The organism is Arthrobacter humicola (assembly GCF_039531445.1).
In the GTDB taxonomy this organism is placed as follows: domain Bacteria; phylum Actinomycetota; class Actinomycetes; order Actinomycetales; family Micrococcaceae; genus Arthrobacter; species Arthrobacter humicola.
The window spans coordinates 294,047-311,263 of the sequence record NZ_BAAAQB010000037.1; the positions used below are offsets into that span (position 1 = coordinate 294,047).

Annotated in this window: 18 protein-coding genes; 3 read left to right on the forward strand and 15 right to left on the reverse strand. The window is 64.7% G+C overall.

Annotated features, from left to right (window positions below; translation table 11 throughout):
• Nucleotides 1–34: 34 nt before the first annotated feature.
• Entirely contained in the window at nt 35–841 is an 807-nt protein-coding gene (locus ABD243_RS14415; protein ID WP_344367025.1) for a hypothetical protein, read from the reverse strand.
• Nucleotides 838–1,878, reverse strand: a complete 1,041-nt coding sequence (locus ABD243_RS14420) for a Gfo/Idh/MocA family protein (RefSeq protein WP_344367027.1) — start codon at nt 1,876–1,878, stop codon at nt 838–840. The genes ABD243_RS14415 and ABD243_RS14420 overlap by 4 nt, the downstream gene beginning before the upstream one ends.
• A gap of 106 nt (nt 1,879–1,984) precedes the next feature.
• Here ABD243_RS14420 and ABD243_RS14425 point away from each other — a divergent pair, with 106 nt between their 5' ends.
• Nucleotides 1,985–3,247: an ROK family protein gene (locus tag ABD243_RS14425; RefSeq protein WP_344367029.1), complete on the forward strand. Its 1,263-nt coding sequence runs from the start codon at nt 1,985–1,987 to the stop codon at nt 3,245–3,247.
• Nucleotides 3,248–3,295: 48 nt separating this feature from the next.
• On the opposite strand, the gene ABD243_RS14430 is transcribed toward ABD243_RS14425, so the two are convergent.
• A complete protein-coding gene (locus ABD243_RS14430) occupies nt 3,296–3,712 on the reverse strand; it encodes a C-glycoside deglycosidase beta subunit domain-containing protein (protein ID WP_344367031.1) in 417 nt (138 codons plus the stop codon).
• 68 nt (nt 3,713–3,780) lie between these two features.
• Between ABD243_RS14430 and ABD243_RS14435 the strand changes: the two genes are divergently transcribed.
• The gene (locus tag ABD243_RS14435) at nt 3,781–4,794 is read left to right on the forward strand and encodes a restriction endonuclease subunit R (protein WP_344367033.1); all 1,014 of its coding nucleotides are present in this window, start codon (nt 3,781–3,783) and stop codon (nt 4,792–4,794) included.
• A gap of 76 nt (nt 4,795–4,870) precedes the next feature.
• On the opposite strand, the gene ABD243_RS14440 is transcribed toward ABD243_RS14435, so the two are convergent.
• The 12 genes from ABD243_RS14440 to ABD243_RS14495 form a co-directional block, all read right to left on the reverse strand.
• Nucleotides 4,871–5,875, reverse strand: a complete 1,005-nt coding sequence (locus ABD243_RS14440) for a sugar phosphate isomerase/epimerase family protein (RefSeq protein ID WP_344367035.1) — start codon at nt 5,873–5,875, stop codon at nt 4,871–4,873.
• 14 nt (nt 5,876–5,889) lie between these two features.
• Nucleotides 5,890–7,092 (reverse strand): Gfo/Idh/MocA family protein, encoded by a 1,203-nt coding sequence (locus ABD243_RS14445; RefSeq protein WP_344367037.1) that lies wholly within the window; start codon nt 7,090–7,092, stop codon nt 5,890–5,892.
• Nucleotides 7,089–7,487 carry a C-glycoside deglycosidase beta subunit domain-containing protein gene (locus ABD243_RS14450; RefSeq protein ID WP_344367039.1) on the reverse strand — a complete coding sequence of 133 codons (399 nt, stop codon included), beginning with the start codon at nt 7,485–7,487 and terminating at the stop codon, nt 7,089–7,091. The genes ABD243_RS14445 and ABD243_RS14450 overlap by 4 nt, the downstream gene beginning before the upstream one ends.
• An 8-nt stretch (nt 7,488–7,495) precedes the next feature.
• Entirely contained in the window at nt 7,496–8,560 is a 1,065-nt protein-coding gene (locus tag ABD243_RS14455; protein ID WP_344367041.1) for a sugar phosphate isomerase/epimerase family protein, read from the reverse strand.
• Nucleotides 8,561–8,581: 21 nt separating this feature from the next.
• Entirely contained in the window at nt 8,582–9,685 is a 1,104-nt protein-coding gene (locus ABD243_RS14460; RefSeq protein ID WP_344367043.1) for a sugar phosphate isomerase/epimerase family protein, read from the reverse strand.
• Nucleotides 9,682–10,077: a C-glycoside deglycosidase beta subunit domain-containing protein gene (locus tag ABD243_RS14465; protein ID WP_344367045.1), complete on the reverse strand. Its 396-nt coding sequence runs from the start codon at nt 10,075–10,077 to the stop codon at nt 9,682–9,684. Before ABD243_RS14465 ends, ABD243_RS14460 begins: the two co-directional genes overlap by 4 nt.
• A 66-nt stretch (nt 10,078–10,143) precedes the next feature.
• Nucleotides 10,144–11,706 carry a GMC oxidoreductase gene (locus ABD243_RS14470; RefSeq protein ID WP_344367048.1) on the reverse strand — a complete coding sequence of 521 codons (1,563 nt, stop codon included), beginning with the start codon at nt 11,704–11,706 and terminating at the stop codon, nt 10,144–10,146.
• Nucleotides 11,703–12,479: a TIM barrel protein gene (locus ABD243_RS14475; protein ID WP_344367050.1), complete on the reverse strand. Its 777-nt coding sequence runs from the start codon at nt 12,477–12,479 to the stop codon at nt 11,703–11,705. Before ABD243_RS14475 ends, ABD243_RS14470 begins: the two co-directional genes overlap by 4 nt.
• Before the next feature lie 29 nt (nt 12,480–12,508).
• Nucleotides 12,509–12,880: a nuclear transport factor 2 family protein gene (locus tag ABD243_RS14480; RefSeq protein ID WP_344367053.1), complete on the reverse strand. Its 372-nt coding sequence runs from the start codon at nt 12,878–12,880 to the stop codon at nt 12,509–12,511.
• A gap of 6 nt (nt 12,881–12,886) precedes the next feature.
• The gene (locus ABD243_RS14485; RefSeq protein WP_344367055.1) at nt 12,887–13,723 is read right to left on the reverse strand and encodes a carbohydrate ABC transporter permease; all 837 of its coding nucleotides are present in this window, start codon (nt 13,721–13,723) and stop codon (nt 12,887–12,889) included.
• 3 nt (nt 13,724–13,726) lie between these two features.
• Complete coding sequence (locus tag ABD243_RS14490; protein WP_344367057.1) at nt 13,727–14,686, reverse strand: carbohydrate ABC transporter permease; 960 nt, start codon at nt 14,684–14,686, stop codon at nt 13,727–13,729.
• Nucleotides 14,687–14,738: 52 nt separating this feature from the next.
• Entirely contained in the window at nt 14,739–16,034 is a 1,296-nt protein-coding gene (locus ABD243_RS14495; RefSeq protein ID WP_344367059.1) for an ABC transporter substrate-binding protein, read from the reverse strand.
• Between the two features lie 233 nt (nt 16,035–16,267).
• Between ABD243_RS14495 and ABD243_RS14500 the strand changes: the two genes are divergently transcribed.
• Nucleotides 16,268–17,212, forward strand: coding sequence for a LysR family transcriptional regulator (locus ABD243_RS14500; RefSeq protein WP_344367062.1), 945 nt, complete (start codon nt 16,268–16,270; stop codon nt 17,210–17,212).
• The last annotated feature ends 5 nt before the right edge of the window (nt 17,213–17,217 follow it).

Consider the following 17,217-nt stretch of genomic DNA (forward strand, 5'->3'; position numbering starts at 1 on the left):
TCCAAAAACAACAAAAGAATGCCCGAATTCGACATCATTCGCGCCAGGTGCCCCTTAAGGCCCAGGTGAGGGCCATGTCCTCGAGCAGCTCATCCAGGTCGGCGACGTGCCGGCCCGAGGAGCAGGCAACAAGAGCCCGGCGGAGCGCAAGGCGGGCTGATGATTCGTAGCGTTCCGGAGCCCTCAACGCCCCGCCCGCGGTGGACGTCTCCAGGCGCGTCAGCCCGGCGGGTTGGTCCACGGTTACTTCCGTCCTCACCTCGCCGAGGGCCAACACTTGGACCAGCCCTCCGAGGTGAGTCCCGCCCGCCAGTGTCCCGACGAGGGTAGCGGGAACCGACCCGCCGGCGGGTCCCGCTGAGTCCAGGAGCGCGATCCTGCCGTGGGTAGTGGCCCTGCAGGCCTGTGGAGTCAGCGGCCGCCCGGTCAGGGACCGCTCCCAGCCAAAGCCGTCCCGGAGAACGGCTTCGAGGCTTGCAGCGGGAGCCGCACACTCGACGGTGACGATCCGGGCCGGGCTTCCCCGCCTAGCCCGGACAGCATCAGCAACAACGTCGGGGCGCAGGCGGGGGCGCTCGGCGATCAGCGGAATATCGCCCGGCCAGGGTTGGGATGCAAGTGATTCCTGCGGAAGCACCCCGGGGTCCGCAAGCACCACAGCCACCGCTCCTTCCGCCCGGGCGGCCAGCATGCCCTGCCACCAATCGCCGGATCCAGGCACCGCCGCCACCGCGCCACGGACGTCGTCCGTGCGCACTGCGCTCAGGGGAAGTTCGGCAATAGCGGCAACATAGGCAGGCAGTGCGGTGCAGACGCCGAACCCTCGAACTGCGGGATTCACTGCGGCACCCCTTCAAGAACTTTCGCCACGACAGCATCGGCGAGGTCAATTGCATGGAGCGAGTCGGCCAGCAGTTCGTCATACTCCACCGGGGCTGCACCCTCAAGGAGCGACGCGAGCAGGCGCCACTCCGCCACATAGCCGTCTTCCGGATCCCGCCGGTACTCTGTCCACTGCCCGTCCACGCTTCGTACGCGGACGGCCGCGCTTCCGGCATGGACGAAGGCCGGCGGGAAATTAACCTCGATACGGTCATGGGAGGTGGCGACGCTCATCCGCCAGAGCGCGTCCGGCCCTTCCGGAAGCATGGTGAGCGCCAACTGGACCAAGACGTCACCCGCCCGGTACCCCACCAGGTAGCCGATGGGCCTGGCCACCTTCGCGTACACCACTTCGTCGACGCCAGGCGCAATGTCCCTGACGGCTGGAGAGTCATGGATCGCGAGGCCCGTCAGCAACTGCCGCAGGACGCCGGCCGCCACTGCTGGATCGTCCAGGTCAGGACGGCCCCGCCGGGCCGCCGGGAGGGGACCGCCCTCGACCACCAGCCGGTGATACCTGTCATTTGGCGGGAGCGCGAGCGTCACGGAGATTGCCTGGACCCGGCCTTCGAGGGCCACAAGATGATGCTTCGCGCGTCCCCAGGCCGCATCAAACAGGTGGTTGGTTCCCACCACCAGAATGGCGCCGGCGGCCCGGCACACAGTAATGACCTCATCGGCTTCCTCCCGGCTGGTGGCCAACGGCTTCTCGCAGAAAATGGCGCGCTTGCCGGCAGCCACTGCCTCCAGAATCTGGCGCGCATGTTGCGCAGGCGGACTGCAGACGGCCACCACCTCCACCGTTGGGTCTTCAAGGAGGTCCGCGTCCCCCTCCGACCAGCGGGCGCCAAGCCTCTCCGCCAGCCCCCGGGCGCGACCGCTCCCGGCATCGGCAATGTGCTGCACCGTGAATAGTTCCGCCAGTCCTCCCAGCACCGGCAGGTGAAGGGCCGCGACGCCCGGCCCTGCTCCAAGAATCCCTACTCCCCAAGGCATCGTTGCCCCCCCTTCTTATGTTCTTATTATTCATAAGTAGGAAAAGTTTTGGCTATAGTCACATCAAGCCGCACCTTAGTCGCTCCAATGTGTGAGAATTGTTGCCATGACGACAGACTCCACCCTCCGCTTTGGAGCACAGACGGATGAAGTAACGAGCCTCCTGCGGATCGTCAACCTGGTGCGCACGGGCGAGGCCACCACGCGCCCTGAAATCGGCAAGGTCACCGGCTTGGGCAGGGGCGTTGTCAGTCAGCGCGTGGATCAGGCAATCCAGATGGGCTTCCTCGGCGATGGCGAGTTCGGAGCCTCGTCCGGGGGCCGCGCCCCCCGGACCCTACGTTTCCGCGCGGAGCGGGGGCGGATCGTGATTTGCGCCCTCGGAGCGGCTCATATGAGGGTTGGCGTAGCGGCCCTCGACGGCGACATCCTGGAACACAGGCACCGCACGTGGGATATCGCACAGGGTCCGGAGAAGACCATCGACGCGGCGATGTCCCTGATTGACGACATCCTGAAGAAAGACGCGGAGGTGCCCGTCTGGGGTGTGGTGGTGGGGCTTCCGGGCCCGGTGGACTTCGCCTCGGGGCAGCCCGTGGCGCCTCCGATCATGCCGGGGTGGAACGGTTACGATGTCCGCGCACCATTCGAGGAACGGTTCAACGCACCGGTATGGGTAGATAACGACTCCAACCTGCTTGCCCTCGGCGAACGCGCCCGGCGGCGCGACGCCCTGGTGGACCTCATCTACTGCAAGATCGGCTCAGGAGTCGGAGCGGGCCTGCTGTCCAAGGGCAGGATTCACCGTGGTGCAAACGGGGCCGCCGGCGACATCGGACACGTCCGGGTTTCCGATTCCGACGCACAATGCCGCTGCGGCAAGATCGGTTGCCTGGAAGCGGTTGCCGGCGGCTGGGCCCTCGTCCGGGATGCCGAACAGGCTATCAAGGAAGGTGCTGGCAGCTCCCTGGCCCCGAAGGCGAAAAAGGGAGCGCTGACCCTCGAGGACATCACCCTGGCAGCCCACGACGGGGACCCCCTGGCCATCACCCTCATCCAGAAGTCGGCACGGGTGGCAGGCGAGACCATTTCAGCCCTGGTGAACATGTTCAATCCGGGAGTCATTGTGATCGGCGGTGCCATCGCGTCCGCCGGTGAAGTGTTCCTGGCCGAGGTGCGCCAGCGGGTCTATGAACTGTCACTGCCGCTCGCCACCCGCGACCTAACCATCACGCTCTCGGTAAACGATGAGCGCGAACCGCTGCGCGGCGGAGCTGAACTGGCCCGCGAGCAGCTGTTCGACGTCACTTTCCCCCGCTGGTTCGCGGAGGGCCGGCCGTCCCCTGAACGAGCCGCCGTTCCGGCGTAAAATTCCGGCGTAGGGTACCGGCATGACGGGAAAGCGCCCCCGGCCCCCTCAGGCCACGTCGCGGGACACGCTGGGCACCGGCACCCGGTCAGGATCCAGCAGGGCCTCCAGGCGGAACGGCAGGAGCAGCGGCGAGCCGGGACCTGCCTGCAGGTAAGGCACCAGGAGCTGGAAGCAGACAGCCACGGCGTGTGCACCGCCGCGAAGTTCGCGTTTGCCGGCCAGGACCAGCCTGTCCTGCACGAACCACCAGCCGGACTCGGCCTGCAGCGAATCTGCCGGCACACTGCGGGCCCCCAGCACTACCGCCAACTCCCCGGGTGGCACCCTTACGCCGTCGATCTCAACTGCAAAGCCGCCCAAGCTGGACAAGGGCATCGAGCGGATCCAGGGAAGACCCACCCTCAGCTCAAAGCCCGCGGGCGTGGCCGTCAGCGCATCTTTTCGCAAAGCGGTTTGCAACATGACTTTCGTCCTTTATCCTAAAAGTGACATAAGTTTGTCATTCATAAGCATAAATGGGAAGGCACTCTATGGCCCCCGAATTTCCAGACAACTGGACCCTCTGCGCCAGCTCCTTCAACTGGGCCCCCGAGATCACGGCAGCACGGCGAACGGCCCAAGACATTGTCACTGGCATCGCAGACTCCGCGGTGAAGACAATAGAGCTCGAGCCTGGACTGCTGTGGCGGACCTTCCCCGCTCCGCAGGACGCCGAGGTGGACGCACTGCGGGATTCGCTGGCCGCTAGAGGGGCACGCGTCAGCATCGTTGGTGCCAGCCTGGACGACTTCACATCGCCAACCGAACGCCGTTCGCTTCAGGAACGTCTGGACTTCCTGGTCCCCCAACTCCACGCCGCCCGCCGGGTGGGCGCGAGCGGAGTCCGGTTGCCGGTCGGACAGGCGGGCACGGAACTGCTGACGCTGCTGCAACCGCTGCTGCATGAGCTCGACCTGGTGCTGTATGAAGAGATCCAAGGGCAGCAGTCGCCACGGAACCCTTCCGTGGCTCCAGCCCTGGATGCAATAGCCGGGCTGGCAGATGACCATGTGCGCGTGCTCGTGGATATCAGCATGCTGATGCCTGCCCTTCCCGTGACCTACCTTGAAGAGCTGCGGCGCGGAGGCGTCTCCGCGGAACTTCTGGTGCGCCTGGAGAATGACTGGCGGGACCCAGCCACGCTCGACGCCGTCACGGGCCTGCTCCGCTCAGGGAAGGTTCCGCCGCACATCCATACCCTCTTCATGAACTTGCTCATCCGGTTCGGCCGCAGCGATGCCGCAGACCTTCAGGGCATCCTCTCCTTGGTGGGTGCCTTCCATTTGAAGTTCTGGGACCTGGACGACGACGGCGGCCGGGTTTCGCAGCCGTTGCGGGACCTTGGCAGCCTGCTCGGCAGGAAAGGTTTCACCGGCACGCTGACCAGCGAATGGGGTGGCCACGAGTGGCTGCAGGATGACCCGACGGAGACGACGCGCAGGCATTTGGCACTGGCGGAGACTTGCCTGGCGGGGTCAGCGCCGACCGGCAGGGCTGCGGTCTGATCAAAGCTCAAAACTACAACTGAACAGCGGAACGGCCAGCCCCCGAAGTACCTGGGACCGGCCGTTCCGCTGTGTGCTACTTGGTGCTGAAAGCGGCGTCGAAGGCCGCTGCGGACGGTTCATAGCCGGAGAGCCGGCGGACGAACGCAAGCGCCTCGGGGGCACCATCCAGCCGGTCCATGCCGGCGTCCTCCCACTCCACGGACAGCGGGCCGCGGTAGTCGATGGCGTTCAGCATCCGGAACGCATCCTCCCATGGCACGTCGCCGTGGCCTGTGGAGATGAAGTCCCAGCCGCGGCGCGGATCAGCCCAGGGCAGGTGGGATGAGAGGCGCCCGTTGCGGCCGTTGGCCAGCCGCTTCTTCGTGTCCTTGCAGTGCACGTGGTAGATGCGGTCCTTGAAGTCCCACAGGAACCCCACCGGGTCGATGTCCTGCCACACCATATGGCTCGGGTCCCAGTTCAGGCCAAAGGCCTCGCGGTGTCCGATCGCCTCCAGGGTGCGCTGCGTTGTCCAGTAGTCGTACGCGATCTCGGACGGGTGCACCTCGTGGGCGAACCGGACGCCGCACTCGTCGAAGACGTCCAGGATGGGGTTCCACCGGTCCGCAAAGTCCTGGTAGCCGGCGTCGACCATCTTTTCGGAGGCGGGCGGGAACATTGCCACGTACTTCCAGATGGATGATCCCGTGAAGCCGGTTACCGTCTTAACGCCGAGCTTGGCGGCGAGCCGTGCGGTGTTCTTCAGTTCCTCGGCGGCACGGCGGCGGACCCCTTCGGGCTCGCCGTCGCCCCACACAACGTCAGGCAGGATGCCGCGGTGCCGTTCATCGATGGGGTCGTCACAGACTGCCTGGCCCTTGAGGTGGTTGGAGATGGTCCACACGTTGAGTCCGTGGCGTTCAAGGATGTCCAGCTTGCCCTGCACGTAGGCGTCGTCATCCCAGCGCCAAGGATCCAGGTGGTCACCCCAGCAGGCGATCTCCAGGCCGTCGTAGCCCCACTCGCCGGCGAGCCGGGCGACCTCCTCGAACGGCAGGTCGGCCCACTGGCCGGTAAACAGTGTGATTGGTCGAGCCATCTGCTCCCCCCTCCTCAGCCGGCCAGCACGGGAACGCCGGCAGCGACGCGTGTCCAGACGGAATCATTTTCGGAACTGCGCTCGACGGCGTCGAGCACCCGCTGCACCCTCAGCCCGTCAGCGAACGACGGGTGCGGGTTTGTGCCGCCCACGATGCCCTCCACGAGGTCCTTGACCTGGTGGGAGAAGCCGTGCTCGTAACCGAGCATGTGACCCGCGGGCCACCACGCCGAAACGTAGGGGTGGTCCGCTTCCGTGACGAGGATCTTCCTGAAGCCCTGGCGGTCCGCGGGTGCGGTGCGGTCGTAGAACCGGACGCTGTTAAGGTCCTCAAGGTCGAAGGCCAGGGCGCCCTTGTCGCCCGAAACCTCGATCTCCAGCGCGTTCTTGCGGCCGGTGGCAAAGCGTGAGGCTTCAAACGACGCCAGCGCCCCGGTTTCGAAGCGGCCGGTGAAGATGGCGATATCGTCCACGGTCACCTGGCCGTAGCCGGTCCCGGCAGCGCCGGAGAGTCCAGTGCCGGACAGCCCGGAACTTGAGTTCAGGAGAGGCCGCTCCTTCACGATGGTGTCGATGACGCCGGACACCTTCGCCAGGTTTAGCCCGGTGACAAACTGGGCGAGGTCAATGGCATGGGCACCAATGTCCCCCAGCGCCCCGGAACCGGCGTGTTCCTTCTGCAGACGCCAGGCCAGCGGCATTTCGGGGTCCACGAGCCAGTCCTGCCGGTAGGAGGCGCGCACGTGGTTGATCGTCCCCACTGCGCCTTCGGCGATGAGGTTGCGGAGGAAGGTGACGGCCGGGACACGGCGGTAGGTGAAGCCCACCATCGCCCGGATGCCCCTGGCTGCCGCGCGCTCCGCAGCCTCGGCCATCGCTTCGGCTTCCGCCACCGTGTTGGCCAGCGGCTTTTCGCACAAGACGTGCTTCCCGGCCGCAAGCGCCGCGATCGCGATTTCGGCGTGGGAGTCACCGGGCGTGACGATGTCGACGACGTCGATATCGTCCCGCGCGATCACTTCCCGCCAGTCTGTGGCTGATTCTGCCCAGCCCCACTTTTGGGCGGCGGCAGCCACCGCTTCGGCGTTCCGGCCCACAACGACCGCCATTTCCGGCTCGGCCGGCAGGTCGAACACCCGCGGTGCCGTGCGCCAGCCCTGGGAGTGGGCGGCGCCCATGAAGCCATAGCCGATCATGGCCACACGCAGGGTGCTCATGCGAGCACTACCTTGCGCTCGACCGCCACGCGGTTGCCCACGTAGCGCATGGGTGCGATCTGCATGTAGAGCAGGCGGAGCGTGAGGATGACTTCGACGTCGATCTCCTCGCCGGCGTCGGGGACGCGGTCCAGCGGGATGATGACGTCGGGCTTGTCTGCGACGAACCACAGGGTTTCCCATTGCTCCGGAAGCTCAGCTATGGAGTAGGACCTTCCCTGCAATTCGAAGCGGAGGGACGCTTTGGGTATCTGCACGCCGTCAACTGTTGCGGCGACGTCGTCAACGGCAGACAGCCAGAGGCTGCGGTACCAGGGCAGCTGCACCGACACGGCGATGCCCTCGGGGTGCCTGCGGACGTCGGTGTCCTGGAACAGGGAATTGTGAGTTGCCATGGTTTTCCTTACTTAACGGTCTCGACCAAGGTCGGGTGGGAGTCGGGTGCATTAGGGTCAACGGCCGCTTCAATGGCACTCCGCATCAGCGTGTGCTGCTTCTTGACGAGGTCGATCGGATCGGATTCGCCGAGATCCGCGAACGCGTGCCCCTCCCACTCGCTGGAGAGGTATCCCTGGTAGCCGCCCCTAACGAACTGGCGCACAATCCGGGCAATGTCCATCGCAGGTTCATTGCCGTTCTCGTCAATGTCGTAGAACTTCGCGTGGACGTGGAAGATCTGCGGCATGATGTCCAGCCATTCCTCCGGTGGAACCAGGCCGTGCATGTTGAAGGCCAGCCGGGTGAACGGGCCGAGGCGTGCTGGATCGAAGTTGTTGGCGTTGAGGTAGTCCTCGAACTCCTGGTTGCGTTCGTGCATGGGCAATGGTTTGCGCCAGATGTCCTGCATGACGGCGAAGTGCTCCTCGGGCAGTCCCATCTGCGTCAGGGTGCGGAACAGGGTCGGGGAAAGGCTGTGCATCGTGGAGCTGAAGTCTGCGGTGAAACCGAGCCGGTCGCTTCCCAGTTCCTCGTACATTTCCCGGATCTGCAGGATCTTGGGGTCGTTCGGGCCCTGCGGCGCGTGGATTTCGTAGCCGAGCTTCTGGTCGTACTTCTCGGCCAGGGGAAGCAGCCGGCGGAGTAGTTCCTTGCCGGCGGAGCGGATTACCACGCGGTGGAATCCGAGCTTGTTGGCGGTACGCAGTTGCGCGGCGAAGAAGTCGTACTCCTCGTCCGGCGTCATGTCCCGGTCCTTGCGGCGGCCCATGTCCAGGTTGGTGCCGACGGCGCTGGGTGTCAGGCCGTAGCGGTCCATGCTGTCGCGCCAGAGGCGGATGAAGTCATCGTCCACGTCGGGGTAGGTTCGCAGCATCTGCGCGATGTTGAATTCGACGCCGGGGCCGAGGCCTTCGTCGGCAACAGCCTTGATCAGCGTCTCGGGCGTGTAAAGCCCGGCGGCGAACTCGGAGGTGAGTGAATAGAGGGTAATGCCTAGCTCGATACCCGAGCCTGCGATGCCTTCTGACATGTCTTTTTGGTTCCTTCGTTGTCAGCCGCGGACGGGCTGGGCGAGATGGCTGTTGAGGATGCGGCGCGCCTCGGAGGCGTCGGTGATCATGGACGAACCGGCGTTGGCCGCGGCCGAACGCTGGACGGCCTGCTCGCCGCGGATTATGTCGAACGGGTCCTGCCAGTTGTTCCAGTGCCAGCCTTCGTATTCGCTGGAGATTGCACCGGAGTAGCCGTTCTCGACGAGCTGCCGGACCAGGTCACGTACCGGTACCGAGGGCTCTTCGCCGTTCTCGTCGATGCCAAAGAACTTGCCGTGCACGTGGCGTACCCACGGCATGATTTCCAGCCACGTGTCCAGCGGCGCCGGACCGAAGAGCCCTGTTCCGTTGATGGCGAAGTCGATGCCAAGGTCCGGCCGGCCGTTGCGCGCTGCCAAGCCGATGAAGGCCCCGAAGCGCTCACCATGGACCTTTTGTGTGTTGGGCGGTCCTTCGGCATGGAAACCGTTCCACAGCTCAACCACCTGCCGGAGAAGCTCCTCGGAAGCACCACGGCGGCGGTAGGCCTCCAGCAGGGAGGGAGCAAAGCCCGTGACCGTGGCGCCCCAGTCGGCGGTGAAGCCCAACAGCGGGGAATTGAGTCTTTCATAGCGGTCGCGCAGGGCCAGGACACGTTCATGGGCGCCGTGCTGGTCCGCGTGGACTTCCAGGGCCAGGGTGACCCCGTACTGCTCCGCCACGGGAAGCAGGCTTTCCATCGCGTCGGGAGTCAGCGAGATCTGTACCCGGGCGATCGGGAAGCCGAGCCGGGCGGCCACTTCGATCTGCTTGCGCATGTACTCGACCAGCTCGTCGTGGTTCATGAGCCGGTCACGGCGGATGCCCGTGTCAACGTTAACTGCGAGGGAGGTGGGCACCAGGTCAACCTCGGCAACAAGGTCACGGAACTGCCCAACGAAGGTGTCATCAATCCGGTCCGGGAAGCCCCGCAGGCTGGAGAATCCGATGACCTCAAGGCCGGGGCCGAAGCCTTCGGCCGCCACCTTTCGAATCAGGCCATCAAGGTCGTACTGCCGGGCGTGGGAGGCCCGGGTGAAGCTGTAAAGGGTGACGCCCTGTATCGGCGTGCCGAGGCTGGTCATCGCTGTGCCACCTTCATGGTCTTGGTGTCGTGCTCTTCGATGTGCAGCACGCCGTGGTCGGTGATGATGTACGGGATATAGAGCTTCAGGTCGACCCGGACCTCGTGCTCAGCCTGCTGATCCGGGACGGGAACGTCGCCCGAAAGAACGGCCGAGTCCAGGGGAAACCACCATTCGCCGGTCTCGTCCACGAGTTCCTCGAAGCTGAAGGTGCGGTTGTTCATGGTCCAGCGCAGCGAGCCCTCCGGTGCGCTGACGCCGTCAACGCTCAACGCTGCCCCGGCAATGCACGAACCCGGCAGGGCCCTGTACCAGGGGATGCGGACTTCGACGGCTGTGCGGCCGTCCTGGGTGGTGAGTGTTCCCTGCTCGATAATGCGGTCGGCGATCATCGAGACCTCCTTGTCTGCGGCATGTCTTGCCTGTGCTTGAACAGAGTGGCGTGGGCCACTTCTTCATTATTTAGTCAGTCTAATGTCAGATTTAGACATAAGTAAAGAGCTGGTGATTTCTTCCGCAATCCTCCGCGCACCGCGCACCGCGAGCGCCACCGCCGTCAGCGTGGGATTGCACGCCGTGGCGGTGGGGATCACGCCGTTGCCGGCCACAAAGAGGCCGGGGACCTGCCAGACCTGGCTGTCCGGGGAACACACGCTCTCGCCGTCGTCCGCCGCGCCCATGCGCGTTGTGCCCTGGTAGTGGAGCGAAGACCCCGGCGGGAGGACGAAGGGGCGCTCGTCGAGCGGTTCGCCCACCGCCTTGCCCAGCCGGACAATTTCCTGCCTGGCACGTTCAAGCACGTCATGGTCGCGTCCCGTGAGGCGGTAATGGATGCGCATGGCGGGCATTCCGTATGAGTCGCGGGCGTCGTCGTCGAACGCCACCCGGTCGTCCCGCTGAAGGTCCTTGGCGCAGAACAGGCCCAGCCCAACAATCGATCCCGGGACGATAGGGTCATCTTCGGCCAACGGGACAGGGGACGCATCCAGCTGCATGATCTGGCCATGGAATGGCGCGTCGTCAGTGTACGGAACCCACGCCACCCCGCTTTGCTCGCTGAGCGCGCCGTCCGCAGCCGTCGGGCTATGCTCGGCCTCGACGTCACGCAGCCTGCTCGCGAACACCACCTGCGCCTGGTCGTTGAGATAACGGCCCAGCGCGGCGGGCCTGATTCCGGAAGCCCACAGCAGTTGCGGCGTGCGCAGGGCATCCGCGCCCACCACAACGTAGCGGGCGGCCACCTGATGGCTCTCTCCGCTGCGCCGGTCCTGGACTTCAATGCCGCCGGCCCTGCCGTCGTCATCGACGAGCACGCGGGTCACCAGCGACTCGTCGAAAAGTTCAAACTCCGGATTATCCCGGGTCACGCCCCCCATGACGACGTCGGAGCCTGACCAGACAAGGCCGCCGTCCTTCCGGCGGTGCACGGCGAGCGGCATGGGCTGGACGCGGTAGGCCCGGTCCCGGCCCTCATCCACAACGGCTGCAAGGCGTCCGCGGACGAGGTCCGAGAACGGGGCGCCGTCAAAGGCATGGGCGGTCACGCCCAGCAGGCGGTCGGCGTCCTCGAGAAGCTGCTCCAGGTCCGGCAGGAATGCGATGCGCTCCTGCCCGCCCGGGCGCGGGCAGGCGGCGGTCCAGTGGGCAGCCATGCCGCCCACGTTGCTCGACATGGCGGCGACTGGCATCCCGTCTTCTCCGGGGAACGCATAGCCGTCCGGCAGCAGGTAAGTCCCGGGCCGGGCGCGGCGCTCCCCGCTTTTGACGGCGCCGGGTGAATTCACCGTTTCCGCGCCGGCTCCGGGGCCTTCCGATGCCCGCTGGGCAAGACTGCGGCGTTTAGCGTCCCCGATGTTCTTCACGTGCGCCCCGGGCGGGCTGCTGACCGTGGGACCCACTTCGAACATGGCGATGGTGACGCCGGGCGCCTCCTCGCTGAGGATTCGCGCGTACGTTGATGCCGTCGGTCCGCTGCCAACGATGGCGACGTCGACGGTGTCGGGGTACCGGCGGCTGCTCATCGCCCCGCCACCAGTTCCTGGATGCGGCGCACGGACTTTGCCGAGTCAATAGTCGGGTAGTACTCGAGCCCGATGGGGCCGGAGTAGCCGCTGTTCTGCAGGTCTGCGAGCCGGGCGGGCCAGTCGATGGATCCTGAACCCGGCTCCCCGCGGCCCGGGGCGTCGGCGATCTGCACGTACTTGATGAGACTGCCGGCGTTGGCGAGTTCGGCGGCCACGTCCTCGCCTTCGACGGTGGAGTGGTACAGGTCGTAGAGGACGCCGAAGTTCGGGGAATTCACGCCGCGGGCGACGTAGACGGCTTCCGCGGTCCGGTCCAGCAGCGCCCCGGGGTGGTCAACCCGGATGTTCACCGGCTCGAGGACCAGGGTGATGCCGGAGCCCTCGATGTGCGCGACGCCTCGGGTGAAGATTTCGATCAGCTCGTCAAGCTGGTCCTGCCGCTTGCGCCCGCCGAAGCCGGTGCCGCTGCCCACCACGATGCGTGGGCAGCCGAGCTGCTGCGCTACCGCCACGCCGGCGTCCAGCCCCTCGTAGAAAGGCTCGTGGTTTCGGGGCGGGATCATGAACTGCATGCGCGGTTCCGCGAGCTGGGCAGTGAGCTGGACTCCGGTTTCCTCGAGTGCGTCCTTGAGGGCCGGAATGTCCTTGCCCGTCGGGCCCCACATCTCGACCGCATCGAAGCCGGCGGCAGCGGCGGCACGGACCCGGTTCGCGGCGCTTTCGTTTGATTCGGCGAACAAAAGGTCAATATTTGGCGAAAGTTGAAACATGGGTGTCTCCTGAAATGTTGAAGAGTGGTTTAGAACATGGGGTGGTCGTGGACCGGACGCTCCGGGACCGGTTGAAGCACGTCCCAGTGCTCAACAATCCGCCCGTTTTCGAAGCGGTAGATGTCTGCGACGGCCGCGTCGGGACGCCCTGGACCTGAAGCGCGTACATGCACCATCGCCAGGTCACCGTCCACGAGGATGCGCTGGATATCGAAACTCGCGTCCGGGGATCCATCAAATTTTGGCGTGAGCATCCGGATAGCCGCCTCAGGCCCGTCAGGAATAGTCGGGTTGTGTTGCCGGTAGTCGCCGGCCACAAGGAAGTCGAAGGCTTCACGCACCCGTTTTTGGGTGTAGAAGATCTCCACGAAGCGTTCGAACGCTGCGCGGTTGTCAACCATCGCGGGTCAGCCCTTCAGGCCGCCGGAGAAGCCCTGGATGAATCGCTTCTGGGCGAACAGGAACAGCGCCAGGATGGGAATCATGGAGACGATCACGATCGCGAAGATCGAGTTCCACTTCGAGACCAGGGAGCCGATGTAGTAGTACATGGCCACCGGCAGCGTCTGGTTCGCAGAGCCGCCCAGGAAGATCAGCGAGGTGAAGAAGTCGTTCCATACGATGAGTCCGGCGAAGATGGTGACCGTGCCGGTGGCAGGAGCCATCATGGGGAACACCACCTTGGAGAAGATCTGGGACTTGCTGGCGCCGTCGATAGTTGCCGCTTCCTCATAATCTGTGCCAAGACCCCGGAAGAAGTTCGCGTAAAGGAAGATCGACAGCGGCAGGAGCATGCCGGTATACAGGATGATCAGGCCCCATGCCGATCCCGTGAGGCCAATGGCACGCGCACCCATATAGAGGGGAACGGCGCCGAGCTGGCCGGGGAGGATGATGGCAATGAGGAAGAGATAGTACGCGCCCCTGCTCCAGCGGCGGGTGTTGCGGGAGATCACGTATCCGGTGATTGAGCCCAGTGCGATCAATCCGACTATGCTGCCCGCCGTGATGATGACACTGTTCACAAGGCCCATGACCACGTTGGAGTTGCCCGTGGCCGTCAAGACAGCCACGAAGTTGCTGAAGTCCGGGCTCTTAGGCGGCGCGAGGGGCGACGTCGTATACATCTCGCTGTCAGGCTTAAGAGCCGTGGTCACTAGGAAGTAGAACGGGGCGAGGAAGATTAGCGCCAAAGCCCAGAGACCAATTTCCCGGAGCAAGGTGAGTTTGGTGTAGCGGAACATTTGTTAGTCCTCGGGGTTCGATCGCGTCAGCCGCTGCTGGAGAACGGCGAAGAACAGGATGATGACGGCCAGCACTAGGGCCAGGGCGGCACCGCCACCGAAGTTCCCGAGCGCGAACGCCTGCTTGTAGACCTGGGTGGCCAGCGTTTCGGTTGCACCCGCCGGCCCTCCCCCGGTCAAGGCCATGATGGGGTCGAAGACCCGAAGCCCCTGGACGATTCCCAGGGTGGTCGCAATGGCAATGGCGGGGCGGATAGCTGGCAGCGTGACGTTCCGGAATCGCTGCCACAGGTTGGCGCCGTCAATGGCGGCCGCCTCCTCGACTTCCACCGGCACGCCGGCCAGTCCGGCCAAGAAGATCACCATGGCGAAGCCGGTAGAGCTCCAGACAAGCACCACCAGCACCGTCCAGATGGCCCACTGCGGGTCCGCGAGCCAGGGCTTCGCGAGGTCGCCGGCGCCTATCGAGGTCAGGAAGACGTTGATCGGACCGTCGAAGTCGAAGATGTACTTCCAGATGTAGGCCGTGGCGAGGGGGCTGAGCACCACGGGCATGAAGAAGAGAGTGCGGAGGATGTAGCGCGTCTTGAGGACCCGGTTCAGGCCGAGGGCGATGATGAGGCCCGCGACGCTGCCAAGGAAGACCGACCCAAAGGCCAGGAAGAGAGTGTTCAGCAGGGCGCCGAGCTTGGTGGGATCTTTGAAAATGGCTTCAAAGTTCTGCCAGCCGACCATTTTGAACGAGCCGATGCCTGTCCAGTTGGTGAAGGCGAAGAAGCCGCCGATGCCGGTCGCCACGTAGTGGATGGCGATGACAAGGGCAATCCCGGGCAGCGCCCACCACCAGTGCCCGAACTGTAGGCCCCTGCCCCGGGGGCGGGCCTTTGGGTCCGCCCCCGGAGTGCGCTTGCCTCGCCGGGGTGCTTCAGCTGCTTCGCTTTTCGGTTGCATCGTCGCAGTCATGGTAATCCTTGCTTATCCCTTTGAGTTCTCGGAGCTTGGTGATGTGAAGCTGTTACTGGTCCCAGGCTGCATCCATCGCCTGCAGCACCTGGTCGGCAGTCTTCTGGCCAGTGATGAGGCCCTGGACGCCGGTGGCGAGTGCATCGTACACGGCTGAGTTGGGCCACTGGCTGTTCGGCAGCGGGCCGTACTTTCCGCCCTTGATGAGATCACCGACGTTCTTGTACGCACCGCTGTTGAAGTCGTAGCTGTCCAGGCCGCTGACCGGGAGAGCGCCGTCGATTTCCGCGAAGGCCTTCGTCTGTTCAGGCTGTGCGGCCCAATCGAGGAAAGCCTTCGCCGCGTCCTTGTTCTTGGACGCCGCGTTGATGGAAAACGCGTAGTTGGCACTGGCAAATACGAAACCCTTATCCGAGCTCTGCTCTGCAGGGAGCCCGCGCACATCGAAATCCGAGTCGGCGGCCGCAGACTTCAACTGCTTCCAGCTGGGGCCCGGGATAAATCCGGCAACGGAAGTTCCGCTGGCAAGGCCCTTGGTGATGGCGTCGAAGCCGGCACCTGCGGCGCCCTTCTGGAAGCAGCCAGCGTCATTCAGTTTGGTGACTGCCTCCAGCGATGCCTTCCAGCCGTCCGAGCCGGCGAAGGTGGTTTCCTTGGCGGTACGCTTTTCGTTCCACTTCGGGTCCTCCGCATAAACGCGGGACGCTGCGAGCGACATTGCCATCAGGCCGGTGTTTGGAGCAGCGGAGCCGGCCAGCGCGAAGAACGACTTGCCGGACGATTCGAGCGTTTTGCACTGCTCTTGGAGTGAGGAGAAGTCTGACGGGAAGTCAGCGATGCCGGATGCTTTGGCGGCGGTCTCATTGGCGACCATCCCGACCACCGTGATCTCCGGGGCCTGGCCGTAGACTTTTCCGTCCGTTCCAAAGAGGGCTTCGCTGCCCGTGGGAACAAGCTTCTTGGCGGCGTCGTCCAAAGGCTCAAGGAAACCTGCCTGAACGAGGGGCAGGATGCTGCGGCCGGTGCCGGAACCCGGCGCGGTCACCACGACGTCGGACGCGTTTCCGGCCTGGAGCTGGGTCCGCAGGGTCTGGTCGTACGAGTCATTGGGCTGCGGGTTGAACGTGATCTTCACGTTGGGGTTCGACTTCATGTACTTCTCAGCCAAGACCTGGAAGGGGCTCTCAATGGTGTTGGAGGTGGCGAACGACAGGGAAAATTCCTGTGAGCCCCCAGCGGAGGAATTGCTGCCAGCGGAGGCTGAGCAGCCGGTAAGGACGAGGGCTGCGATAGTGGGGACGGCGAGGGCGCCGACCTTGAGGCCCGAATAGCGACGGTGCTGTGTCATGTCCAGCCTTTCTGACTTCGTTGTCGAAAATATCCGGGGCCGTGACCCCGGTCACTCATCAGTATGCAAGAGATGTGCCGAAAACGCACATAAGTCTTACCGATGACAGACATAAGTCATGCGGGGGGTGAGCGGAAGCACTTACATCGAGAAGTCTGATGCCGGCCGCCCAACTTATCGACGCCGCTGATACACTGGCCCTACTTAGTTCACCGTTGAAGGATTGCCGTGCCGTGATGAATCATGTTCTGCTATCCCGGCTCGACCTCAACTTGCTGATTTCGCTGGATGCCCTCATTACCGAACGCAGCGTGACCAGGGCGGCGGAGCGGCTCCACCTCAGCCAGCCGGCGCTCAGCGCCTCGCTCGCCAGGCTCAGATCCCACTTCGGGGACCCGATCCTGGCCCGTCGCGGAAATGCCTACGAGCTCACCCCCTTCGCCCTGCGGCTCGCGGAGCACACCACCACCGCGCTCGAGGCCGCACGCCGCGTCTTCGAGAGCCAGGCCACCTGGGAGCCCACGGAATCCGAGCGTGAGTTCTCCATCTACGGCTCGGACTACGGCTTCACGACCATTGGCCGGGTTGCCTCCGAACTTGCCGCTGAGCGGGCGCCAGGGGTCCGCTTCCGGTTTATGCTTCACAACCCGATGGTGGTGGAGGATGCCGCCAACCGCCTTCGTTCCGTAGACGGCATGGTGATCCCCCACGGGTTCCTTACCGGGCTCCCCTACCTGGATCTATGGAGGGACGGGTGGGTGGCCGTGGTCTCCTCGTCCAACGACGCCGTCGGCGATCGCATCACCATGGAGAACATCGCCGAGCTTCCCTGGGTGATGACCTATCAGACCCGCTCAGCCTCAACGTCGGCGGAACGGCAGATCCAGCAGCTGGGTGTTGAGCCGCGCGTGGACGTGGTTGTTGAAAGTTTCCAGTCCCTGCCGCACTTTGTGGTGGGAACCAACCGGATCGCGCTCATCCAGGCGGCGCTGGTACCGTTCGCGCTGCGGATAGGCGGGGTGCGGATCCTGCCGCTGCCCTTCGATGCCACTCCGCTGGTGAATGCCCTGTGGTGGCACCCCGTGCACAACCGCGATTCGGAACATGAGTGGATGCGGGGCCTCTTCAAAGAGGCCGCTGACATCGTGGCAGCCGCCGCAACAAAGGAAGCCCCTTAAATGCC